Origin of the sequence: Arthrobacter cavernae, assembly GCF_017368795.1 — a bacterium.
Taxonomy (GTDB): domain Bacteria; phylum Actinomycetota; class Actinomycetes; order Actinomycetales; family Micrococcaceae; genus Arthrobacter; species Arthrobacter cavernae.
The window spans coordinates 373,840-398,202 of sequence record NZ_JAFNLL010000002.1 but is presented as its reverse complement, the minus strand read 5'-3'; the positions used below and the strand labels follow the sequence as shown (position 1 = coordinate 398,202).

Below are 24,363 nucleotides of genomic sequence, written 5' to 3'. Positions count from 1 at the left end.
TCCTTGGGGGAGATGCTCTTGCCCGCTCGGTTGTCTCTGGTCCGAAGCCGGGCCGCTTCCTCATCCGAACCACCCGGGAACATGGGGTTGGTGCGTGGCAAGTCGGAGCTTGGCGCCACATCTCTTGAAGCTGGCACCACTGTACCGCAACGATTCACCTGTACCGCAACGTTCACCGCAAAAGCCCGACGGCGGCGCGGCCCCCGCGTAAGGGGCGGCACCGCCGTCGTGGTTAATGCAGTTCCGGGACCCTACGCGGTGGGGGCCGGTACCTCTTCCTCCGCCAGCTTGGTGCCGGCGACGCGGTCCGTCCAGGCCTTCATCACGGCGGGGTCGGTGGGCTTGCTGGCGAGTGAAACCGCCACGTAGACCACTGCCGATGCGATCAGGCCGTAGTAGATGGGCTCGTTGGCGTAGATGCCGTCCAGCGGCGCCTTGGCGTTGATTTCGAGGACGATCATGGTGCCCAGAGTGATCACGGAGCCAACTCCCATGGAGGCGGCGGCGGCGATGCCCGTGCCGCGCTTCCAGACCAGGCCGCCGATGATGGCGACGAGGAGTCCGCCCACCAGGATGTCGTAGGCGATGGTCAGGGCCGCCACGACGTCCTTGGTGCTGATGGCGATGATGATCGCGACGATGCCCAGGCCCAGGACCCAGTAGCGGTTGGCCTTGACGTCGTGCTCGGGGTTGTCGGAATCGGAGGTGTCCACGTTCTTGCCGAACCAGCTGGCCACGAACGGCATGACGTCGGCGCGGGCAACGGTGGCGGCAGCAATCAGTGCGCCGGAGGCGGTGGACATCATGGCCGCAACGGCGGCGGCGAGCACGAGGCCGCCGATGCCGATCGGGAGCAGGTGCGTGGCGACCTCGGCGTAGACGTCGTCCTTGGCCTTGATCTCAATGCCAGCCAGGGCAACGTTGGCTGCCATGCCGATCAGGGCGCCGGCGAGGCCGTAGAGGATGCAGTAGACGCCGGCGGTGGCGCCGCCCCAGCGGGCGACCGTGGGGGTCTTGGCGGTGAAGACGCGCTGCCAGATGTCCTGCCCGATCAGCAGGCCCAGGGTGTAGACCACAAAGTACGTGATGATGGTCTGCAGGCCGATGCCGTCGATCTGGAAGAAGCTGGCGTCGACGCGGGCACGGATGCCGTCCAGGCCGCCGGCTGCGTTCAGGGCGAACGGCAGCATGAGGAAGAAAATGCCGACCGTCTTGATGACGAACTGCACCTGGTCGGCCAGGGTGATGGACCACATGCCGCCGATGGTGGAGTACACCAGGACGATCGCGCCGCCGATGGCGATGGCCAGCCAGCGCTCCCAGCCGAACAGCACCACGAAAATGGTGGCGTAGGCGCCGGTGGACGTGGCGCACAGCATGAGCGTGTAGGCCAGCATGACGATGCCGGAAGTCTGCGTGGCCGTGCTGCCGTAGCGGAGCGTCAGCATCTGGGAGACCGTGTAGATCTTCAGCTTCTGGATGGTGCCGGCGAAGAGCAGGCTCAGCAGGAGCACGCCGGCGCCGATGGCGACCACGAGCCACATGCCGGAGATGCCGAACTTGTAGCCGAGGCCCACGCCGCCAACCGTGGAGGCACCGCCCAGGACGACGGCTGCCATGGTGCCGGTGTAGAGGAACGGGCCCAGTCGGCGTCCTGCCACCAAGAAGTCACTGTTGTTTTTCGTACGGGACTTGCCCCACCAGCCGAAGGCCAGCATGGCGAGCAGATACACCACTACTATCGCGATGTTGATGAACGAAGAGTCCATGGTTGGCTCCCTGGAGCTGATGCGCAGAGTGTTGGGGGTTTTCCGACGATACTCCTGCGTATCGCCGAAGTCTCTGCGCTGATGGTTTGGGGGATGGGTCTGTGATGTATGCCTGACAAACAACACTTGTTGCCTATGAGAATACGTTGTGATCGGAGTAACAGTCAACAATCGGGGTGCCGTAAATGTGTTTGCAGGCCGGAATGGAGCGCAATCCCGTTAGTATGGCTGCAATGACAGGGCCGCCTGGGCGGCCTGAAAGGTTCGTGAATGAAGGCTCTACCCGTTGAACCGAGCAATGTACCTGTTGCCATTGGTTCCAGAATCCGCGCAGCCCGCCAGTCGCAGCGTCTCACCATCGAACAGGTTGCGGACGCCACCGGCCTGACCAAGGGATTCCTCAGCCGTGTGGAGCGGGACCTGACGTCGCCGTCGGTCGCCTCGCTCGTGACGCTGTGCCAGGTCCTGTCGGTGTCCGTCGGTGAGCTGTTTGCGGCCCCGGAAACCCATCTGACCCGGCGTGACGACGGCCCCAGGATTTCGCTCGGCGGCGAAGGGATTGTCGAACGGCTGCTGACGGCCCGTTCCGAGCGCCGCCTGCAGATCCTGCAGGCCATCATCGAACCCCGCGGCCGCGGTGAGTCCGAGCTCTACGCCGTGGACTGCGACGTCGACGTCCTTCATGTGGTCAAGGGGCGCATCAAGCTCATCCTCACCAACGAGGAATACGAACTCGAGGAGGGCGACACCCTGTCCTTCCCCGGCCGGGAGCCCCACACCTGGGTCAACCCCACCGACGAGACCGTCGAGGTCCTCTGGATTCTGGTTCCCGCCGCAAGCCGGTAGGCCTGGTTTCCTGCCCGTTTAGATGGTTCCCTGCGCACCCGATTATTCGACCCATCTAGTGCGCAGGGAACCCTCGAAACGGAGGGCCGCTACCCCACGTGCACCCAGGGGCGCCGGGTGATGTCCGGCTCGGCTTCGCGCAGCACTTCGCGGGTGACCGGGGCGATCTCGCCCTCGCCGAAGAACAGGAACTTGCTCAGGTTGGCAATCGGGTTGCCCTCGGTCCAGCGGAAATAGATGTGCGGCATGAGGCCGGTGACGTCGCGGATGTGCAGGAGAACCGCGGCCAGGGTGTTGGGCACGTTGTTGCTGTGGACCTCCAGGATCTTGAAGCCGTGCCGTTCCTTGCCCACCACCTGCAGCTCCTGTTCGAAGTCCGAGCTGTCGTCCACGATGATTTCGATGAACACCGCATCGCTGTCCGCGGGCAGGTGGTTGGCCTGCTCCGCATGGGAGAGCTTTTCGCGGTACCGGTCGGCGCTGAGCCGCTTGGGCTCGTGGGCGATGATCCGGATGGGCCCTTCCTCGTTGGCGGCCGTGAATTCGAGGGCTTTCTCGTCCATCTTGATGTGCGTGGCGCGCAGTTCGAAGGCGCGCCGGATGCGGGAAGCGAAGCTCACCAGCAGAATGCCCAGGATGAACATGCCCGCAATCTTGAGGCCGTCGGGGCGCTCCACGGAGTTGACCACTGTGGTGTAGATAAACACGAGGGACACCACGCCGAAGCCGATGAACTGCGGGCGCTGGCGTTTGCGCCGCGCGGAGAGCGTAACGGCGATTGAGGCGGAGGTGATCAGCACGAGGACGCCGGTTGCGTAAGCGCCGCCCTGGGCGTTGACATCGGCCTTGAAGATGATGGTGACGGCGAACGCGATGGCAGTGAAGACCAGTACGAGCGGCCGCAGTGCGCGGGCCCATGCCGGGGCCATGCCGTACTTGGGGAGGTAGCGCGGCACCAGGTTCAGCAGTCCGGCCATTGCTGAGGCGCCCGCGAACCAGAGGATCGCGATGGTGCTGATGTCGTACACGGTGCCGAAGCCATCGCCCAGGAACTTGTGGGCCAGGTACGCCAGGGCGCGGCCTTCCGCCGAGCCGCCAGGCTCGAACTCGGCGGCCGGGATCAGCATGACCGTGGTGAAGCTGGAGGTGACCAGGAACGAGCTCATGATGAGGGCCGCCGTCGTCAGCAGCTTCCGGGCCCCCCTGATTCGTCCGGCCGGGTTCTCTTCCGTGTCGCCGGGGGCGCCCTTGATCTGCGGCATCACCGCAACGCCGGTCTCAAAGCCCGAGAGCCCCAGGGCAAGCCGCGGGAACACGATCAGGGCGACGGCGATCATCAGGACGGGGTTGCCGTGTGAGGTGGTCAGTGCCGTCCACCAGTCACTGATGACCCGGGCATCGGTGAAGACGTGGCCGAGCGAGACGAAAATAACCACGAGGTTCAGTGCCAGGAACGCGGCCACCAGGACGACCGCCACGTTGATGGCTTCCTTGAAGCCGCGCAGGAAGACAACGCCAAGCCCGGCGATAAGCGCCAGCGTGATCACCACCTGCTGCCCTTCCAGGAAGTGCGGGGCGAAGGGGTTCTCGATTACGTGGGCCGTGGCGTCCGCGGCGGACAGGGTGATGGTGATCATGAAGTCCGTGGCCGCGAAGCCGAGCAAGGCGAGCACGAAAAGCTTGCCGCCCCAGCGGGGGAGCAGGCGCTCGAGCATGGAGATGGAGCCTTCGCCGCGGGGGCTCTCTTGCGCAACGCGCCGGTATACCGGCAAGGCCCCGGCCAGAGTGACAACCACGAGGACGATGGTGGCCAGTGGCGAGAGCAGGCCGGCCGCCAGGGCCGCAATCGCAGGCTGGTAGCCGAGGGTGGAGAAGTAGTCCAGGCCGGTGAGGCACATGACCTTCCACCAGGACTGGGCCTTGTGGGCTTCGTCGGTCCCGGCATGCGGACGCCGCTTTCCCGATGGCTCCGGCATGCCCTCCAGCAGCCAGGCCTTGAGCCGATGGGGCTGGTGCTTCCGGTGGTCGGAGGGGTCGGCCGGGGGCCTGGTCAGGGTTGTCACGTGGTCCTTTCGCGCAGCACGGGAGCTGCCTCACAAGGAGCGTATGGCCGGGCCCGACGGCGGGACGCCGGTTTTTATGGAATCTTTACGCCGCTTGTGACGGGCGTCTCATTTATTGCCCGGGAGAAAATTATTCCAGACGATGTAATAACTGTGGCTCCTCGGGAAACTAATGGGGTGACGGGGCAAGCGCCCCGCCCATCCGTCAGGACCCTTGTTCACGATTGGGGAAGACAATGCACTCTGCAAGATTCGGGAAAGCGGCAGAATTCAAGAAAGCTGCATCTTTTGGGAAAGCTGCGGCCGGGGCTGCCCTGGCGATTGCGCTCGCTTCCGCCACCGCGTCATGTTCGCCGGCGCCCGTACCAGGCTCGACGGCGGACCGGGGCTCCGGTTCAGCGCTCACCTTGACCTCGGTGACGCAGGCCGGTGCGGAAAAGGCCGGTGCGGAAAAGACCGCCGGAGACAAGGCAAAGGTGCCGGCGCCCGCGCTGAAGACCTTCACCTTCCCGGACGGGCATATCTCCTTTGCCTATCCGGCCAATTGGTCCATCCGCACCAACCCGGGTCCAACACTGCCCGGCGGTCCAGCCGACTGCGTCGAGGCGGTGCTGAGCGACCACCGCGGCAAGGACGTGGCGTTCATCGTCAGTGGCTCCTATGGTGATGGTGCATCCGGCCCGGTGGACCGTACCGTCTTTGACTCCGCGCCCGTTCCCGGGCTGGCTGCCTTTGGGGAGCCGACGTTCGGCTTCTTCCGGGATAGCTATATCGACGTCAATGACCACTTCTACATGGACGTCCGCCCAGCCGCCGAGTTGGGATCCGGAAGCGTCAGCAGCGGCAACGGCCAGGTGGTCCTGCCCAATGGTGCGGCGATCTTCCGGGTATACATCGACTCTCCCGGCTTCCCTTCGCCTGAAGCCGCCCGGGCCTGGGTGGCCACGCCCGAATACGCGCAGCTCAAGGCTCTTCTGCTGAGCGTGACGTACAACTGATCCTTGGGCGGGGCCTTGCGGCCCGTGCCTGACGGCGGGCGGGCGCCCCAGGTGACCGCCCGCCGTCGTTATTTCTTCGGCACGTTGATTAGTTTGTAAACATATGATGCATATAAGGCAACTTTGAGTGTATGATGGGTGTCACAGTCATCTATCGATCCCCACCTATCCAGCAAGGAGAGGCGTATTTTGGAAGAGCTTCGTATTGAGGCCAACGGGAACCTCGGCCCCATTGATTCGTCCCGCATCCCGCGCTACGCCGGTGCCGCCACCTACGCCCGCCTTCCGCGGCTGGACCAGGTCGCCAAGGCCGATGTCACCGTGGTCGGCGTCCCCTTCGACTCCGGCGTTTCCTACCGCCCCGGTGCGCGCTTCGGCGCCAACCACGTGCGTGAAGCCAGCCGCCTGCTGCGCCCGTACAACCCGGCCTGGGACGTCAGCCCCTTCGAGAACATCCAGGTAGCCGACGCCGGCGACATGGCGGTGAACCCGTTCAACATCAACGAGGCCATCGAGACCATCCAGCAGAATGCGCTGGATCTGACGGCCAACGGCAGCAAGCTCGTCACCCTCGGTGGCGACCACACCATCGCCTTGCCGCTGCTCCGTGCCGCCGCCGAACGGGCCGGCGAGCCGGTCGCCATGCTGCACTTCGACGCCCACCTGGACACCTGGGACACCTACTTCGGCGCCGAGTACACCCACGGCACCCCGTTCCGCCGCGCCGTCGAAGAAGGCATCCTGGACACCGAGGCCATCAGCCACGTGGGCACCCGCGGTCCGCTGTACGGCAAGAAGGACCTCGACGACGACCACCGCTTCGGCTTCGGCATCGTCACCTCGGCCGACGTCTACTACCAGGGCGTTGTGGAAACCGTGGCCAAGATCCGCGATCGCATCGGCAACCGTCCGCTGTACATCTCCGTGGACATCGACGTCCTGGACCCGGCCCACGCGCCGGGCACCGGCACGCCGGAAGCCGGCGGCATCACGAGCCGCGAGCTCCTCGAAATCATCCGCGGCTTCCGGGGCATGAACCTCGTGGGCGCAGACATCGTGGAAGTTGCCCCGGCCTACGACCACGCTGAAATCACCGGCGTCGCAGGCAGCCACGTTGCTTACGAACTCGTTACCCTCATGGCGGACAACGCCGTGGAAGGCGACCGCCAGGGCACCCCCAACGGCTATGCCGCCCAGGCCCTCGGCGCCCGCATGGCCGAGCTCGCCGCCGCCACTCAAACGGCCGGAGGAACCAAGTGAGTCCCCAGCTGCTCCCCACCCTTGCAAGCTCGGCCGGGGGCCCCTCGCGGCCGGAGGCCCCTGCCGGACCCCAGCGCAACGGCGGGGACCTCGTCGTCGAGACCCTCGAAGCGCTCGGTGCGAAGACCGTCTTCGGCATCCCCGGCCAGCACGCCCTGGGCCTTTTTGATGCCATGGGCCGCGGAAAGTTGCACTTCGTGTCCTCCCGCGTGGAGAACAACTCGGCCTTTGCCGCGGACGGCTATTCCCGCGCCACCGGCGAGGTGGGCGTGCTGTTCCTGTCCACCGGCCCGGGCGCACTGACGTCCCTCGCCGGTCTCCAGGAGGCCTACGCCACCGGCGTCCCCATGGTGGTTGTGGCCAGCCAGATTCCCCTCGAGGGCCTGGGCGCGCGCCGCAAGGGCATGCTGCACCAGCTCGATGACCAGAAGGCCTCGGCCGCCAACGTCACCAAGAGCCAGCGCCTCATCCAGCACGCCTCCGGCATCCCGTCCGCCATCCAGGACGCCTGGACCGAGGCCATCTCCTCGCCCCAGGGCCCGGTGTGGATCGAGATCCCGCAGAACGTGCTCCTGGACCCCATCATGGTGCCCCCGGTGGAGGACGCCCTCGCCGAAGCCGCAGACAACCCGCCGCGCGTGGAGCTGGTCCGCGAAGCCGTGAAATGGCTCTCGACGGCGGAGCGTCCGGCCATCATTGCCGGCGGCGGTACGCGCCGCGGCCGGGCCGAGAAGTCCCTGCTCTCGATTGCCGAGCAGTTGCGGGCCCCGGTCATCTGCACCCCCGGCGGCAACGGCGCGTTCCCGTGGAACCACGAACTCTCGCTGCAGTCCTGGATCGAGGACCGGTACATGACGGACCTGCTGGAGGACGCGGACGTGCTGATCGTGATCGGCTCCTCCTTGGGCGAGGTCACGTCCAACTACTTCACGTTCGAACCGCGCGGCCGGATCATCCAGATCGACGCCGAACCCCGGGTCTTGGAATCCAACCGGCCCGGCCTGGGCATCCGTGCCGACGCCGGACAGGCGCTGGCTACCCTGGACGAGGCGCTGGCAGCAGCCGGCACGGCCGAAAACTCGGCGCTGCGCAGCTGGCACGGCACCTCGCCCGAGGACTTGGTCAAGGACTCCCTGGCCAGGGTCAAGGCCCGCCTGGAATCCCAGGACCTCGGCAAGGAACTGAAGTTCTTGTCCGACATCCGGGAGGCCGTGCCCGCGGACATGCAGACCTTCTGGGACATGACCATCGCCGCGTACTGGGGCTGGAGCTGCTGGGACGCCCGCGACGGCGAGTTCCACTCCGCCCAAGGTGCCGGCGGCCTCGGCTACGGCTTCCCCGCGGCCATCGGAGGCGCCGTGGGCCTGGAAACCACCGGCAAGCCCGGCCGCGTGCTGGCCGTGTCCGGCGACGGTTCGTCCATGTACTCCATCTCGGAACTCGCCACCGCCAAGCAGCACAACATCCCGGTCACCTGGCTGATCGTGGACGACGGCGGCTACGGCATCCTGCGCGAATACATGGTGGGCGCCTTTGGCAAGGCCACGGCCACCGAGCTGGCCCGACCGGACTTCGTCAAACTCGCCGAATCCTTCGGCGTCCCGGCCCGCCGGGTGGCACCGGAGGACGTCGGGGACGCGCTCAAGACAGCATTTGAATCAGACGGTCCCAACGTCGTCGTGGTTGAGACGCTGCTGAAAATGTTCGGCCCCACCCACCTGGGCGGCTGACCCGGCACACACGTGTCAGGGACCCCGGAGCGGCGAGGCGACCACCACAACGTTCTTGCCCTGGGGGTCCTCGGTGTAGCAGCTGATCAGGACAATCCGATTGGGCACGACGGCCCAGATGGGGCTGTCCTTCAGGGAGCCCTTGAGGTACGTGGTGACCGAGTCCACCGTGTAGGTCATGGTTCCGGAAGCCGTGATTGCCGTGAACCGGTCTCCGGGACGGGCAGCCGAGCTCAAGTGGTTGAAAGGCGCGTCGCGGTCCTCCCAGCTGTGGCCAAGGATGTACGTGGTGTTCGCAGAGCCTGCGCCCGGCGTCCCGTAGAGGGTCAGCCAGTAGCCGTCCAATGTTTCGGGTGGCACGAGGGTCCTGCTCTCCATTTCGCTGCTGCTTGGCTCGAAGGGATGGACCACCACGTCAAGGTCCGCTGCCGGGTAGCTGATCCGGCTTGGGGCTGCTGCTGCCGGATAGACGGGCGACGGCGGGATGCCGGTTTTGTCTGTTGGCGGCAGGGTTGTTTCGCTGATCGGTCCGGCAGCGGGCGGGGTTGACTGCGTGACGGAACTCCCGGGAATGCCAGGGCCTGGGGCCAGCATTCCGGGCAAGAACAGAAATGCCAACAGGCCGAGGACCCCGCACAGGATCACCAGAATGTCTACGCGGTTGCGACCCCTTGGTCGGGGCGGGCCGTCCGCTCTGTGAAGGCGACGAGTTGGCATGCCGATCCTGCCTGGCTCTCATAGGATGGGCGCCGCACCGTGTGGTGCGGCGCCCAAGCTGATTTCCCTGAACTTTTGCTAGCTTATCCGTGCCCTCCTCCGCAGACGCACAGTTGCAAGCGCCATGAGCAGCAGCGCCACGCCAGCCGGCCACATCAGGAGGCCGGAATCACCTGTGGTGCCGGCTGCGGTCTGCGCATTGAATCCCGGGTTTACTGCCATCGGGGCTGCAGCACCCTGGGCCATGGCAGCCGCTGCCGGAGCAGCTGCAGGGGCAACCACTGCCGGGACTACCGTCGTGCCAGCTGCCGGAACCACGGGCGTAACCATCGGCGGAACGACGACCGGGGCCGGCGGAACGACGACCGGCGCCGGGGGAGCGACCATCGGGACGCAGCCGTGGCCGGGTCCGCTGCGGTCGCCGTGGGCGGGTCCGCTGGGGCCGGGTCCGCTGCGGTCGCCGTGGCTGGGTCCGCTGTTGTCGATTTCTTCACAAACTTCCACGTCATCATGCGGGTGTGCATTTGCCGGTGCGCTTGTGCCGAGCAGAGCGAGGCCCACAATCCCGGCCAGAGCAAAGATACGTCTCATCGCAGCTCTCCATTCAATCTGATCGAAACTGACCAGGCTGTCCGGGTAACCGCTATCCAACATCTATCCACCACAAACAGTGAGATTTCCGATGACGGCTGCCTTCGGCGAATAGTCAGTTTGCTGACGTGCTTAGTCTAGAATTGCCCCCCGTGTTAGTCGAGACTAATTTGCTCCGTGAAATCCCTACCTTGTCCGTGCCCTCCTCCGCAGAGCCACGATGGTTCCAGCCATCAGGAGCATTGCCAGGCCAGCCAGGGACAGCGGAGTTGCCGCTTCCGTACGTTCGCCGACTGCGGTCTGCGCGTCGAATCCGGGGTTCATGGCTGCCGGTGCAGCTGCTCCGACGCCCATGGGAGCCGGGACTGCCGCCGGCGGGGCCACCGGGGGAACAGCGGCTGGCGGGGCTGCCGGGGGAACAACAACGGTCGGCGGGGCTGCCGGGGGAACAACAACGGTCGGCGGGGTTACCGGGGGAACGACGGCCGGGGGGTCGACGACCGGCGGAACCACAGCGCCCGGGCATCCTGCGGCCGGAGCCGGGATGATGTCCTCGAGGCCCTGGTGGTTTTCGTGGGCCTTGACTGCGTTGACGCTGATGGTGATCTCGACGAAGGGGTTCGTCTCAGAGCCGGTAGCGTGGCAGATGGTGACCTTCTTCCCTTCTTCGCCCTCAGCCAACGCCGGCGTCATGACGCCAAGGTGGGTGAAACCCAAAACGGCGGCCACCAAGGCCACCAGTGCCAGGAATCGTCTCATAGCGGTTTCCATCCAATCTGATCGAAACTGATCGGACCGCCGCGGGCAACCGCTATCGAAGAGGTAATGCATCAGCCAGGTCGACGGTTGCTGGTGCAGAGCCATCAGTTTGCCTATTTCTTCAGGCTAGGAGCGCCGCTTCAAATAGTCGCGAGTAGTCGGTACTCGTGTTTTACTGCCTAAACCGGCGACGACGGCGAAAGAGTACTCGCTCGGGTTACGCGACTACTGGGAGCTACTCAGTTGTTGGCAGTGGGTTTGCCGCACGGAGGCGGAAATTGGCCGCCGAGACCTGAAATACTCCGCAGGGATGATCTTTGACCGCGGATGTTTCGCTGAGGCAACGGATTTCGTAGAGTGGTTCTTCCAAGACTGTCAGCCCCTGCTGATACTAATTTCCCGAACCCATTCGCGCACTCTTTCTAAGGATCCGTGGGCATGCTTGTCACACTGATACGGCGCTATTCCAAGCCGTATTTGCCGCAAATTCTGGCCGTCCTCATCTTCCAATTGGCGTCCACCATCGCCACCCTGTACCTCCCGAGCCTCAATGCCAAGATCATTGACGAGGGAGTTTCCCGGGGCGATACTGACTTCATTTGGCGGACGGGCGCCCTCATGCTCGCCGTGGCCTTCGGCCAGGTGCTGACCGCCATCGCCGCCGTCTACTTCGGCGCCAGGACGGCGATGGCGATCGGCCGGGACCTGCGCCGCAGCGTCTACCGGCAGGTCAGCGGATTCTCCGCCCAGGACGTCAACCGCTTCGGCGCGCCCACGCTGATCACGCGCGGCACCAACGACGTCCAGCAGGTCCAGATGCTGGTGCTCATGGGCCTGAACTTCATGGTGGCCACGCCCATCATGTGCATCGGCGGCATCATCATGGCCCTGCGCGAGGACCTCAGCCTTTCGTGGCTTGTATGGGTGTCCGTGCCCATCCTGATCGCCGTGGTGGGCTACCTCGTGGTCCGCCTGATGCCCTTGTTCCGTTCCATGCAGAAGAAGATCGACTCCATCAACGGCGTCCTGCGCGAGCAGATCATCGGCATCCGCGTGGTCCGTGCCTTCGTGCGTGAACCCTACGAGGCCAAGCGCTTCGGGGAGGCCAACCGCGATCTGACCGAGGTGTCGGTCAAGATCGGCAACCTGTTCGTCCTCATGTTCCCGGCCATCGGCATGATCCTGCACCTTTCCACCGCGGCCGTGCTGTGGTTTGGCGGCCAGCGCGTGGATTCAGGCGACATGCAGGTGGGAGCCCTCACCGCCTTCCTGCAATACCTCCTACAGATCCTCATCGCCGTCATGATGGGCACGTTCATGGCCATGATGATCCCGCGCGCCTCGGTATGTGCGGACCGCATCGGCGAAGTGCTCGACGTCGAATCCTCCATCCACGACCCCGGGTCGCCGGTGGCTCCGGCCGAGAAGAAGGGGCGCGTGGAGTTCCGCGACGTCACCTTCAAGTACCCGGGGGCCGAGGCTCCTGTGCTGAGCAACATCTCCTTCACCGCCGAGCCCGGACAGACGCTCGCCATCATCGGATCCACTGGTGCCGGCAAGTCAACCCTGGTGTCCCTGCTGCCGCGCCTCTACGATGTCGCCTCCGGTGAGGTGCTGCTCGACGGCGTTCCGGTCACCGAACTGGACCGGGCGGACATCACCAGCCGTGTGGCCGCGGTGCCGCAAAAGCCCTACCTGTTCTCCGGCACCATCGAACACAACCTGCGCTTCGGCAAGACCGACGCCACGGAGGAAGAACTGTGGGATGCGCTGGAGACGGCACAGGCCAAGGACTTCGTCCAGGAAAAGTCCTCGGGACTGAACCGCAGGGTGGCCCAGGGCGGAACCAACGTCTCCGGCGGGCAGCGCCAGCGCCTGTGCATCGCCCGGGCCCTGGTCACCAAGCCCAAGGTGTACCTGTTCGATGACTCCTTCTCGGCATTGGACGTCGCCACCGACTCCCGGCTCCGCAAGGCGCTCAGGGAGAAAACCCAGGACGCCACAGTCATCATCGTGGCCCAGCGCGTGTCCACCATCGCGGACGCAGACCAGATCCTGGTCCTGGACAACGGCAGGATCGTGGACCGGGGGACCCACGAGGAACTCCTTGAGACCTCTCCCACGTACCAGGAAATCGTTGAATCACAGCTGGCTGCGGAGGAAGTGGCATGAGCGATCACAGGCAGCACTACGACGATGACGACTTCGTCGAAGAGGAATACACTCCCGGCGAGGCCGATGGCGGCATGTTCGGCGACGTGCCGGCCAAGAAGGCCAAGGCATTCTGGCCATCGGCCAAGCGCCTCATGGGCCTGCTGAAGCCGGAGGGCGCAGGCGTGATCATCGTGATCGGCCTCGTGGTGGTCTCCGTAGTCCTGAACGTCATCGCCCCGAAGATCCTCGGCAACGCCATGGACGTCATCTTCGGCGGCGTCATGGGCAAGCAGCTCCCGCCGGGAGTGACGCAGGAAGAGTTCGCGGAGCTCATGCGCCAGCAGGGGCAGGGCAACTTCGCGGACATGGTGGCCAAGATGGAGCTCACCAACGGGATCGACTTCCCCAGGCTGACGTTCCTGATCTCGATCGTGCTCCTCATGTACTTCGTGGCGAACATGTTCCTCTGGGCACAAGGCTGGTTGCTGAACAGGATCGTCATGCGGGTCATCAGGAAGCTCCGGGATGACGTGCAGTCCAAGCTCAACCGGCTCCCGCTGGACTACTTCGACACCCGCCAGCGCGGCGACATCCTGTCCCGGGTGACCAACGACGTCGACAACGTCCAGCAGGGCCTGCAGCAGGCGTTCGCCCAGCTGGTCAGCTCGGTCCTGACGGTCCTGGGCATCATCGTGATGATGTTCATCGTTTCCTGGGAGCTGGCACTGATCGCCCTCATCGCGCTGCCGCTCTCCGGCATCGTGGCAGGCGTCATCGGCGCCCGCAGCCAGAAGCTCTTCGCCGCACAGTGGAAGAACACCGGGGCGTTGAACGGCCAGATCGAGGAATCGTTCTCCGGCCACGACCTCGTCAAGGTCTTCGGCCGCGACGCGGACATGCTGGAGCGTTTCGACGAGCGCAACGAGGCCCTCTACAAGGCATCCTTCGGGGCGCAGTTCGTCTCCGGCGTGATCTTCCCGGCCATGAACTTCGTGTCCTACCTGGCGTATGTGGGCATCGCCGTCGTGGGCGGCCTGCGCGTGGCGTCCGGCTCCATGAGCCTGGGCGATGCCACGGCCTTCATCCAGTACTCGCGTGAGTTCACCCAGCCGCTGGGCCAGATTGCCGGCATGGCCAACATGCTGCAGTCCGGCGTGGCTTCTGCCGAGCGCGTTTTCGAATTCCTGGACGCCGATGAAGAGGTCAAGGAGACCGCCACCGGGCACCTGCCGGCCAAGACCGACGGGCATGTCGAGTTCCAGCACGTCAGCTTCAGCTACGTGGCGGACAAGCCGCTCATCGAGGACCTGTCCTTCAGCGCCGAGCCGGGCCACACCGTGGCCATCGTGGGCCCCACCGGGGCCGGCAAGACCACCCTGGTCAACCTGGTCATGCGCTTCTATGAGCTCAACTCCGGCCGCATCACCCTGGATGGCGTGGACGTCAAGGAGCTCAGCCGTTCCGAGCTGCGCTCGAAGGTAGGCATGGTCCTCCAGGATGCGTGGCTGTTCGGCGGCACCATCTACGACAACATCAAGTACGGCAAGCTGGACGCCACGGAGGAGCAGATCATGGAGGCGGCCAAGGCCACCTACGTGGACCGCTTTGTCCGCGCCCTCCCGGACGGCTACCAGACCATCATCGACGAGGAAGGCAGCAACGTCAGTGCGGGTGAAAAACAGCTCATCACCATTGCCCGGGCCTTCGTGTCCGATCCTTCGCTGCTGATCCTGGACGAGGCCACGAGCTCCGTGGATACGCGTACCGAGCTGTTGCTGCAGAAGGCCATGGCCGCACTGCGCACCGACCGGACGAGCTTCGTGATCGCCCACCGCCTGTCCACCATTCGCGACGCCGACACCATCCTGGTGATGGAGAACGGCAAGATCGTGGAACAGGGCAACCACAACGAGCTTCTCACACTCCAAGGTGCCTACTACAGCCTGTACATGTCTCAGTTCGCAGGTGAAGACGTGGAGGAAACCACAGTGGATGATTCGACGGCGGTGCACAGCTGAGCACCGCAGATCTGAATACAGACGCACCCCGGCGCATCGAAGTCCAGGTGCCGATGCGCTGGGGCGACATGGACGCCTATGGGCACATCAACAACGTGCAGATCGTACGGATGCTGGAGGAAGCCCGCATCGCCGCGTTCGGCCCGCCCCGCGGCGCCGGGCTGCCCGGCGTCGAGCCTCCCGTGTCCCTCTTCAACGATGTTGCGGAGGGCATCATGGCCCTGGTGGTCGAACACAAAGTCCGCTACGTGCGCACACTGGAATACCGCAACATCCCTGCCGTGGTGGAGATCTGGGTGGGCGCCGTGAAGGGTGCCAGCTTCGAGCTGCACTACGTGATGAAAGACCCGGTGACGCGCGAGGACTGTGTGAAGGCCACCACGCACCTGGCCTTCGTGGATGAGGCCACGGGCCGGGTGCTGCGGCTGACCCCGGAACAGAAGCAGCGGCTGGAAGAGTATCGAGCCGTATAGCTCCGGCGGCCCTGCCCTCGGGAGCCATGCAGCCGTAGAGTGGCCCCATGAAACTAGAGATAGCCGTTGTCAGTGCGCTGGGGGCAGGCGTGGCCGCTTCGGAAGGCGCCGACCGTGTTGAACTGTGCAGCAGTCTTGAGCTTGGCGGAGTCACCCCCAGCCAGGGGCTGATGGAAGCCAGCCTCGAGCACGTGGACGGACGCGTGGAGATCCACCCCCTCATCCGGTGCCGGCCCGGCGATTTCCGGTACTCGGCCTCGGAGCTGGACACCATGGCCCGGGAGATCCGCGGCCTGCTGGCCCAGGGCGCACACGGCGTAGTGCTCGGGGCCCTGACGGCCGGAGGCGACGTGGATGTCCATGCCACCCGCCTGCTGGTCGACGTCGCGCGGGAGGCGAAGCCGGATACGCAACTGACGTTCCACCGGGCCATCGACCAGAGCCATGACCCCTTGGCCGCCCTGGAACAACTGTTGGAGCTTGGCTTCACCCGCGTGCTCAGTTCGGGCCACGCGGCCACGGCCGGGGCCGGCGTCGATACCCTGGCGAGGATGGTGCAGCGCGCCGGCGGGGAACTGGAGATCATGGCCGGGGGAGGCCTCGCCTTGGCGGACATTCCCGCCATGGGCCAGGCAGGCGTTGCTGCCGTGCACCTCTCCGCGAAAAAGATGGTGTCCACCTTGGCCGCCGGCGCGATCCCGCTGGGAGGCCAGGACGCTGCAGACCCGACGGCGTATATGGTCACCGACCGTGAGACGGTCCGGGCTGCGCGGGCTGCGGTGGACGCATCCAATGCTGTGGAGATCGGCACGACCCCCGAGTTCGCCGAAGTCACAGGGCATGATGTCACCACCATCATCTGCGTTTGCGGCAACACCGTCGGCGATCAGGGCCTGATCCAGGCCAACTCGGAAGGCATTCCCGTCCACCTCGGCGGCAACGCCGACGTGCCGGCCGGACTGGCCGCCTGGCCTGAGGATGAGGCCGTCTACACCCTCTGCCCCTCGTGCGGCCGCGTGTACCGGGACAACACCATCGAAGAGACCGGGACCGCGCCGGTTGAGTTCCAAGTTGATGTCACGGCCGGGCCAGTGGCTGAAGCCATCCGTGTCCACTGGGAGCTCAGCACTTAAGACGATCGAACTGGCCACCGACGTCGTTGCCGGCTTGAGGAGGTGCCCATGCCGGGCGGGGATGCCTGACGTAGCCGGGGTGGTGTATCTGGCCATCGGAATAGTGGTCGCCAGCACCCACGGGTACTTGGTGGCATGGAACATTCCCGGCAACATTCTCGAAGGCTTGGCGGCGATTGTGCTCTGGCCGCTCGTGGCCTTCTTCGCGGTCGATCTGCACACCCTGATCGCCTAGGGTTTGGTACTCCGAACCCCTGGGCGTCCTGCACGGTTTCGTGGCCGGCTGTCAAGGCGCAATTTCACTGAGTGCGCTTCGCAATGACCCTTTACAGGGCCACTGCCGCAGTCAATGATTGAAGGATTCACCACGTTGGTGAACAAGCCCTCACGAGCCACCTTCAGGAGCCCCAGCGATGCCGCTGAACCCGCCGGCCCAAGCAGCCGGAATAGTCCACACCACCGTCACCATAGGGAACACAGGCACCGGACACCCGGAGGTGGAGTGCGGCGTCGGGAGCTGGGACAAGCTGCTCTACGGGAACCACCGCTTCCTGGTTGAAGTGCCGGCGATGGAGGTGCCGGTGGCGGACGAAACACCTGAAACTGCCATGGCCCACCGGGTAGTGCTCCCATGGCGCCGGCACGACGCCGATCCTACCGGCGTGGAGGTCATCGTGGCCTCGGCGCGGACAGGGGCGCGGGTGCGCAACGTGCTGGTGGAGCGCGCCGATCAGGAGTCGGGCGAGATTCTGTTCGAAGCTGTGGACGGGCCGGGCCTGTACTTCTTCTACTACCTGCCCTACGCCATGCTCGGCAAGGCCCACTACCCGCAGGCGCAGTATCTTCCGCGGCGGCAGGGCGCCGAACCTGCCTGGGCGGCCGCCGTCGAGCATTCCGGCTGGGGGCCGGCGCGGCCCGAATTGCCGCGGGCGAGGGTCCTCCGCTACGAAGCCGCCAGCCAGCGGGACTCGTTCGCCCCCATGAACTTCACGGCGAGCAGCCAGGAACTTGACCGGCTGCACGCGAAGCATACCGGCCAGGCATTCCTGCTGTTCCCGGAGGACCGGCTGAACCCCGTCTCCATGCGGGAAGCCGTGCCGGCGCACTGGGCCATCAACGGTCCACGCGATGAGTTCCGGGCCACCGCCCAGCCGGGCGAGGACTACGTGGTGCAGCTTGGTCTCTACGCACTGCAGGACCTCGACGGCGTCACGGTGGAGGTGCACGGCTTCGAAGTGTACGGCGGGCCCGAGGCGGGCCACTGCATCAACACGCGCGGCACGGACCGGCTCGGCCGCCCAATGCTCCGCACGCTCGGCGTCGCCAAGGGCAGCGTCCAGGCCTTGTTCACCGTCCTGCCCATCCCCGTGGCGGCCGCCGGGACCACCATCGAAGCCAGCATCACCGTCGCCGCGGCCGGCCATGAACCACGCACCGTGGACGTCACCCTGGACGTCCTTCCGCTCGAGGACGCCGATCCGGAGATCGTGGCCGGCGGCTTCGGCGATCCCCGGTACCTGCGCCGCCTCGCGTGGCTGGACTCGGCCGTTGCCCAGGACCGCGAACTCGTAGCCCCCTTCACGGCGGTGACCCTCGATCCGCAGGCACGCACGCTGGGCATCCTCGGCAGGACGGTGCGGCTCGCGCCGTCGGGCCTTCCCGCCCAGCTGTCCTCCACCTTCACGTCCGCCGTCACGGGAACCGACGGCCCCGCCGTCGAGCTGCTGGCCGCCCCCATGGAACTGGAGCTCGACGCCGGCGTGGAGCCCGGCTGGAGCTACTCGCCGCTGGAATTCAGCATCGACGGCCCGGCCCAGGTGTCGTGGACGTGCCGCTGGACGGCCACCGGGACGGCCACCGGCAGCGGGGGCGGCGGGCTGTCGCTTGAGCTCCGGGGCGTGCTGGAGGCCGACGGCGCGTGCACCTTCGCGCTCAAGCTCGCCTCCGGCGGGACGGCAGCCGGGCTGTACGACGTCGGGCTGGCGCTCGATTTCCATGAGGCCGCGGTGCCGCTGGCCATGGGTCTGGGCGTTCCCGGCGGCCGCAGGCCCGAAACGCTCGACTGGAGCTGGGACGTGGCCACGCGCAACCAGGACGCGCTGTGGTTGGGCGGGGTCAACGCCGGCGTCCAGCTCGCCCTGCGTGACGGCAAATACGAACGGCCGCTGAACACGAACTTCTACCGGGAAAAGCCCCTGGTGGAACCGGCGTCGTGGGCCAACCGCCAGGACGGCGGGGTCCGCGGCGGCGTCTCCCTCCGCACTCTTGACAGCGCAGACGCCACCACGGTCAGCGTCCGCGCCTTCAGCGGCGCCCGCACCCTGGCCGCGGGGGAGAGCCTGGACTTCGACTTCCGCCTGCTGCTGACCCCCTTCAAGCCCATCGAGCCCCGCAAGCACCTGGCCAAGCGCTACTTCCACGCCCCGGCGGCGCCGAAACAGATCGCCGCGGCGGGCGCCACCGTGGTCAACGTCCACCACGCCACCGCCCCGGCCCCCTACATCAACGATCCCCTGCTGAGCGCGGAATCGCTCGCCGAGTACACGGCCGAGGCACACCGGCACGGGCTGACGGCCAAGATCTACAACACCGTCCGCGAACTGACCTTCCACAGCCCCGAGTTGCTGCCCCTGCTGTCCCTGGGCCACGAAATCTTCAGTGACGGCCCCGGCATGGGCCACATCTGGCTGCAGGAACACGCCGGGAGCGGCTACGTCTCGGCCTGGTTCGCCCCCAACGTGGAGGATATCGCCGTGGTGACCACGGGGGAGTCGCGCTGGGAGAACTTCTACGTCAGGAGCCTGCAGGAGCTGGCCCGCGGTTCTGGAGCCCGCGGTTCAGGAACGGACAACACGGGCATCGACGGCATCTACCTGGACGACATCGCCTACGACCGCCACGCCATGCTGCGCGTCCGCAAGGTCCTGGAACGGAACTGCCAGGCCCGCCAGACCGGCACCGGACCAAACCGCGACGCCCCGGAGATCGACCTCCACTCGGCGAACCAGTTTACGGCCCACGATGGCTTCGCGTCCTCGGCCAACCTCTACATGGAGCAGCTGCCGTACGTGGACCGGCTCTGGTTCGGCGAGTACTTCGACTATGACAACACCTCGCCCGAATACTGGCTCGTGGAACTTTCGGGCATTCCGTTCGGGCTGATGGGCGAGATGCTCGAGGGCGGCGGCAACCCCTGGCGTGGCATGGTGTTCGGCATGACCGGCCGGGCCCCCGCCGTGGACAACCGTCCCTTGTGGCAATTCTGGGCCGACGCCGGACTGGAGCAGGCAGAGATGATCGGGCACTGGGCCGCCGACGCCCCGGTCCGCAGCAGCCACCCGCAGGTGCTCGCCACCACCTGGCTGACCCATGCCGGGCTGGTGGTGGCGCTCGCTTCCTGGGCCGAGGAGACTGTGGACGTGACCTTGAGGTTCGACGGCGGCCCGGGATTTGCCGCCGCCCCGGTCACCGCACCGGAGATCGACGGCTTCCAGACGGCCGCCAGCTACGCGCCTGGCCAGCCCATCACGATCGAACCCAAGCGCGGACTCCTCCTGATGATCGGAAACCACGATGTCTGAAACGCGCCCGCCTGAAACACGCCCGTCTGAACCAACAACCACCGCATCCACCCTCACCGTCACCACCATCACCTTGACCATGGCGGAGCTGGGGCCGGAGAACCTGCTCCCGGTGGTGGCCGCCGAACTCAACCAGCCGTACACCATCGGCGACGGCGTCCCGGAGGAGCTGCAGGCCGCGGCCCGCTACGGCCAGGTGCCCAACATGTTCCCGTACCGCATGCAGGACGGCTACACGCGGGAGGCCGCGCCCCGGGAGATGGCCGCCGTCGTGCTCGACAACAGCAAACTGCGCGCGGTCATCCTGCCCGGCCTCGGCGGCAGGCTCTGGGAACTCTTCGACAAGGCCTCGGGGAAGCAGCTCCTGCACACCCACGGCGCCCCGCAGCTGGCCAACATCGCGCTGCGCAAGGCCTGGTTCGCCGGCGGCCTTGAATGGAACATCGGCACGCGGGGGCACTCGCCCAGCACCTGCGATCCGCTCCACTCCGCCATCGTCCACACGCCCGACGGCCAGGAAATCCTGCGGATGTGGGAGTTCGAACGGCTCCGCGAGGTGGTCTTCCAGGTGGACATGTGGCTGCCCGCAGACTCGGACGTGCTGTACGCAGCCATGCGCCTCCGCAACCCGAACAGCCACGACGTCCCCATGTATTGGTGGAGCAACGCCGCCATCCCGGAAACCCCGCGCACGCGCGTGATCGCCCCCGCGGACGAAGCCTTCGGCAGCGACTACGCCACGGACATCACGCGCGTCCGGCCCACGGACTACGAAGGGATCGACGGCACGTGGCCGGTCCGCAGCCCGCACGCCGCGGACTTCTTCTTCGACATCGACCCGGCAGAGCGGCGCTGGGTAGTGGCGGCCGACGACGACGGCGATGGGCTCGCGATGCTGTCCACCAGCCGCCTGCGCGGCAAGAAGTTGTTCGTCTGGGGACAGGGCCACGGTGGGCAGCGCTGGCAGGAATGGCTCAGCCCCGGCGCGGGCCCGTACGCCGAGATCCAGGCCGGGCTGGCACGGACCCAGTTTGAGCACCTCGCCCTGCCCGCCGGGGCGGAATGGAGCTGGGTGGAGGCCTACGGCAACGGCCGGCTGGACCCGGAGACCTCCCACGGCACGGACTGGGACGCCGCGGTGGCCCACGCCGGCGCCCGCCTCAAGGAGCTGCTGCCGAACGAACAGCTTGAGGCCATGCTGCCGGCAGCCATCCGCAATGCGGACGTCCCGCCGTCGACCATGCTCGGCCTGGCCAGCGGCTGGGGTGCCGTGGAGAAGGCTCGACGCCGGCACAACGGAAGCGCGTGGCTGGACGAGAGCGGTACCCCCTTCGCCGATGAAAGCGTGAGCGCGGAACAGCGGCCGTGGCTGGAACTGCTCGCGGGGCAGGACTTCGGCGGAGCAGCGAGCTTCGTTGCCGGTGCGGACTGGGAGGAACTGCTCGCCGCCGCCGGCAACAATCCGGAAGCTCGTTTCCACCTTGTCACCATGAAGCATGCCCGCCAGGACCTCGCCGGGGCCATCGCTGGCTACCGGGGGCTGCTGCAGGACCCGGTGGCAACTTCGGCCACCCAAGCCCTCACACGCCGCGGCCTCGCCCTGGCACTCTTCGCCACCGGAGAGGACGCGCAGGGCCTCGCCGAGCTGGCCACTGCCTGCCGCCTCGAGCCCGCCAGCATCCCCCTGCTCACCGAGGCCATGACCCTCAGCATCCGCCACGGCAACCCGGCCCAGGCGCTGGACCTGGCAGGCCGGGCACCCGAGGGGAGCGCCGCCGTCGGGCGTGTCCGGTTCCTGACGGCGCTGGCGCTCGCCAGGAGCGGACGTGTTCCCGAAGCGGCCAGGATCCTGCGCGACGGCGTGGAAATTCCGGACCTGCTCGAAGGCGAGGACGCCCTCTCGGCACTGTGGCAGGAAGTGTGCCCGGGGGAACCCGTTCCTCCTGCCTACCAGTTCGGAATGCACTAGCGCGGGCCCCTGCGCCGGGGGTGCCGGGGCCCGGCAAACCATGTAAATTTGCAGGGTGACTCCCTCAGCAAAGACCGTCCCTGACCGCGCCACCGGCATCTCGAAGGAGATTGAGGACGCGGCATGGTTTGTGCTGGGCCCGGCACTCCAGGGCAAGCCTTCGGCCTTCGACGGGACCACTCTCACCTGGACCGCGGATGCTGCCGCCGAGCTGCTGGAGCGCCTGGACCGCGAGGTGGAGGACTCCAAGGCGCCCATGATGACCAAGCTGCGGCAGAACCTTGAAGGGGCATCGCGCGAGGCCAAGCTGCTGGCGGTCGAGATGCTGTTCCTGCAGTCGCTGCCGCTGGCGCATGAAGTCAAGTCGCTCAAGGTCAAGCGCGCCCGCGTGGCCGAGGCCGCGTCCTGGCTGGAGCCGGAACTTGAACTGCCCGAGGAACTCTACGAGGGCATGACGGACCACGGCGTCATCCGGGACCGCACCGCGGAATTCAACTGGACCATCTGGGACCACCTGAAGTGGCTCTGCCGCTTCGTGGCACACCTGGACGGGCAGAGCACCGCGGCCATCAACAAGGCCCTCAAGGACCCGCTGAAATTCCACGACCTTGCCGCCGGAACCCCGGATGACCAACCGGCCATCCGCCGCAGCATCGAGTACCTGGCCTGGCCCAGCTACTTCGAACCCGTGGTGGCCGACGTCGAACGCCGGGAAATCCGCGACGCCTTCGCCTCCCTGGTGGGCGGTGCCAACGGTGAATCCGACGAGGACATCACCGCGGACATCCACCGCATCCGGCTGCACCTGGACGAACAGGCCGGCCAGCGCATCGACTGGTACGCCCGCCAGCTGGTCAGCCAGTGGCGCAAAGTGGGCGATCCCGGCCGCCGTTCCTGGCTGCTGCGCACCCACCACGACAACGCCGAGCTCCTGGCCGCCTGGCAGGGCGAGGAGAAGGCAACGCTCGACGTCGAACACCTGCGCTCGCTGGCCGCCGGCGTCACCGCCGGGGTGGTCCAGCACGCCGTGGATGAGGACTACAAGCACCTCGGCTATGTTGAGCGTGAAGACACCAAGACGGCGGTATTCGCCTTCCTTTCCGTCATGAAGCCCGGCGACCTGACGCTGTTCCAGCACTCGGGCACCGTCCACGTGGGCGTGGTGCTGGGCGAGCCCGAGCACAATGAGGACAACCGCCGCATCCGCCGCAAGGTGCGCTGGTTCGAGGAAAGCTACGCCATCGCCGAGCTCCCGCGCCATGTGCAGCGGCAGCTCTCCACGCCCGGCATCCTCGTGGACGTCACCCGCGTCATCCAGGCACTCCTTCCGCTGCTCCCGGCCGAGGCCGAAGCGGACGGCGAGGAAGACGCCGCCCCGGCCGCCGTCGTCGAGCCCGTCCCGGAAGGCTTCCGGCCGCTGACAGAAGAATTCGCGGCCTCCCTGCACATGGAGCTTGAGCCGCTCAAAGAAATCGCGGAACTGCTCGAAGAGAACCGCCAGCTGGTCCTGTACGGTCCGCCCGGCACGGGCAAGACCTACCTTGCCAAGCACCTCGCCGCCGAACTCGCCGGCGACAGTACGGACGAGCGCGTGAAGCTGGTGCAGTTCCACCCCTCGTACGCGTACGAGGACTTCTTTGAGGGATTCCGCCCGGACAAGACCGACGACGGCCAGGTGTCCTTCAAACTCGTCGCCGGGCCGCTGCGGCGCCTCGCCGAGGAAGCCGCCAAGCCGGAGAACGCCCACAAGCCGTACTTCCTCATCATCGACGAAATGAACCGCGCCAACCTGGCGAAGGTGTTCGGCGAGCTGTACTTCCTGCTCGAATACCGGGACGACCGGATTTACCTGCAGTACAGCCCCAACGAGCCCTTCAGCCTGCCGGACAACCTCTACATCATCGGCACCATGAACACGGCCGACCGTTCCATCGCCATGATGGATGCCGCCATCCGCCGCCGCTTCGCGTTCATCGAACTGCACCCCAAGGTGGAGCCGATCCGCGGCACGCTGCGGCGCTTCCTTGAGGCCCGCGGCCTGGATTCCCTGAACGCGGAGCTGCTGGATGCCCTGAACGACGCCATCGACGACTGGGACCGGGACCTGATGATCGGGCCGTCCTACTTCATGAAGAAGGCCGCCCAGAACCCGGCCGGGCTGCGCCGGATCTGGAAGTACGAGCTCATGCCGCTCCTGGAGGAGCACTACCACGGGCAGCTGAACCGGGCGCAGCTGGAGGAACGCTTCGGCCTGGACCAGCTGCTGGGACGCCTTGCGGTCCGCTAAGGCCGTTCCGCCCCG

At 66.3% G+C, this 24,363-nt stretch carries 17 protein-coding genes and 1 riboswitch; of the genes, 12 read left to right on the top strand and 5 right to left on the bottom strand.

Going from position 1 to position 24,363, the window contains the following annotated elements:
- Positions 1-9: 9 nt before the first annotated feature.
- Positions 10-130: riboswitch (SAM riboswitch) on the bottom strand.
- 121 nt (positions 131-251) lie between these two features.
- A complete protein-coding gene (locus tag J1902_RS01760; RefSeq protein ID WP_207614521.1) occupies positions 252-1,769 on the bottom strand; it encodes a sodium:solute symporter family protein in 1,518 nt (505 codons plus the stop codon).
- Between the two features lie 270 nt (positions 1,770-2,039).
- Here J1902_RS01760 and J1902_RS01755 point away from each other — a divergent pair, with 270 nt between their 5' ends.
- Positions 2,040-2,615 carry a helix-turn-helix domain-containing protein gene (locus J1902_RS01755; protein WP_207614520.1) on the top strand — a complete coding sequence of 192 codons (576 nt, stop codon included), beginning with the start codon at positions 2,040-2,042 and terminating at the stop codon, positions 2,613-2,615.
- An 89-nt stretch (positions 2,616-2,704) separates the two neighbouring features.
- Here J1902_RS01755 and J1902_RS01750 read toward each other — a convergent pair whose 3' ends face one another.
- Positions 2,705-4,678: an APC family permease gene (locus tag J1902_RS01750; RefSeq protein ID WP_207614519.1), complete on the bottom strand. Its 1,974-nt coding sequence runs from the start codon at positions 4,676-4,678 to the stop codon at positions 2,705-2,707.
- A gap of 416 nt (positions 4,679-5,094) precedes the next feature.
- On the opposite strand from J1902_RS01750, the gene J1902_RS01745 reads away from it, so the two are divergent.
- From J1902_RS01745 to J1902_RS01735, 3 genes are all read left to right on the top strand, one after another.
- Positions 5,095-5,676, top strand: coding sequence for a DUF1330 domain-containing protein (locus tag J1902_RS01745; RefSeq protein WP_207614518.1), 582 nt, complete (start codon positions 5,095-5,097; stop codon positions 5,674-5,676).
- Positions 5,677-5,865: 189 nt separating this feature from the next.
- The gene (gene speB / locus J1902_RS01740; RefSeq protein ID WP_207614517.1) at positions 5,866-6,936 is read left to right on the top strand and encodes an agmatinase; all 1,071 of its coding nucleotides are present in this window, start codon (positions 5,866-5,868) and stop codon (positions 6,934-6,936) included.
- Entirely contained in the window at positions 6,933-8,666 is a 1,734-nt protein-coding gene (locus tag J1902_RS01735; protein WP_307794344.1) for a thiamine pyrophosphate-binding protein, read from the top strand. Before speB ends, J1902_RS01735 begins: the two co-directional genes overlap by 4 nt.
- A gap of 15 nt (positions 8,667-8,681) precedes the next feature.
- On the opposite strand, the gene J1902_RS01730 is transcribed toward J1902_RS01735, so the two are convergent.
- The 3 genes from J1902_RS01730 to J1902_RS01720 form a co-directional block, all read right to left on the bottom strand.
- Entirely contained in the window at positions 8,682-9,383 is a 702-nt protein-coding gene (locus tag J1902_RS01730) for a class F sortase (RefSeq protein ID WP_207614516.1), read from the bottom strand.
- A gap of 78 nt (positions 9,384-9,461) precedes the next feature.
- On the bottom strand, positions 9,462-9,974 hold the full coding sequence (locus tag J1902_RS01725; protein WP_207614515.1) for a hypothetical protein: 513 nt from the start codon (positions 9,972-9,974) through the stop codon (positions 9,462-9,464).
- Between the two features lie 186 nt (positions 9,975-10,160).
- Positions 10,161-10,733 (bottom strand): hypothetical protein, encoded by a 573-nt coding sequence (locus tag J1902_RS01720; RefSeq protein WP_207614514.1) that lies wholly within the window; start codon positions 10,731-10,733, stop codon positions 10,161-10,163.
- A gap of 438 nt (positions 10,734-11,171) precedes the next feature.
- Here J1902_RS01720 and J1902_RS01715 point away from each other — a divergent pair, with 438 nt between their 5' ends.
- The 8 genes from J1902_RS01715 to J1902_RS01675 all read left to right on the top strand — a co-directional run bounded on the left by J1902_RS01715 (position 11,172) and on the right by J1902_RS01675 (position 24,348).
- Entirely contained in the window at positions 11,172-12,905 is a 1,734-nt protein-coding gene (locus tag J1902_RS01715; protein ID WP_207614512.1) for an ABC transporter ATP-binding protein, read from the top strand.
- Positions 12,902-14,905: an ABC transporter ATP-binding protein gene (locus tag J1902_RS01710; protein WP_278253574.1), complete on the top strand. Its 2,004-nt coding sequence runs from the start codon at positions 12,902-12,904 to the stop codon at positions 14,903-14,905. The genes J1902_RS01715 and J1902_RS01710 overlap by 4 nt, the downstream gene beginning before the upstream one ends.
- A 53-nt stretch (positions 14,906-14,958) precedes the next feature.
- Entirely contained in the window at positions 14,959-15,378 is a 420-nt protein-coding gene (locus tag J1902_RS01705; protein WP_207614510.1) for an acyl-CoA thioesterase, read from the top strand.
- A 47-nt stretch (positions 15,379-15,425) separates the two neighbouring features.
- Positions 15,426-16,511, top strand: a complete 1,086-nt coding sequence (locus tag J1902_RS01700) for a copper homeostasis protein CutC (RefSeq protein ID WP_242701432.1) — start codon at positions 15,426-15,428, stop codon at positions 16,509-16,511.
- Positions 16,512-16,572: 61 nt separating this feature from the next.
- The gene (locus J1902_RS01690; RefSeq protein WP_207614508.1) at positions 16,573-16,746 is read left to right on the top strand and encodes a hypothetical protein; all 174 of its coding nucleotides are present in this window, start codon (positions 16,573-16,575) and stop codon (positions 16,744-16,746) included.
- Positions 16,747-16,924: 178 nt separating this feature from the next.
- Entirely contained in the window at positions 16,925-20,092 is a 3,168-nt protein-coding gene (locus J1902_RS01685) for a glycoside hydrolase domain-containing protein (protein ID WP_207614506.1), read from the top strand.
- Positions 20,085-22,061, top strand: coding sequence for a DUF5107 domain-containing protein (locus tag J1902_RS01680; protein ID WP_242701431.1), 1,977 nt, complete (start codon positions 20,085-20,087; stop codon positions 22,059-22,061). Before J1902_RS01685 ends, J1902_RS01680 begins: the two co-directional genes overlap by 8 nt.
- A gap of 55 nt (positions 22,062-22,116) precedes the next feature.
- On the top strand, positions 22,117-24,348 hold the full coding sequence (locus J1902_RS01675) for an McrB family protein (RefSeq protein ID WP_207614504.1): 2,232 nt from the start codon (positions 22,117-22,119) through the stop codon (positions 24,346-24,348).
- Positions 24,349-24,363 lie beyond the last annotated feature (15 nt).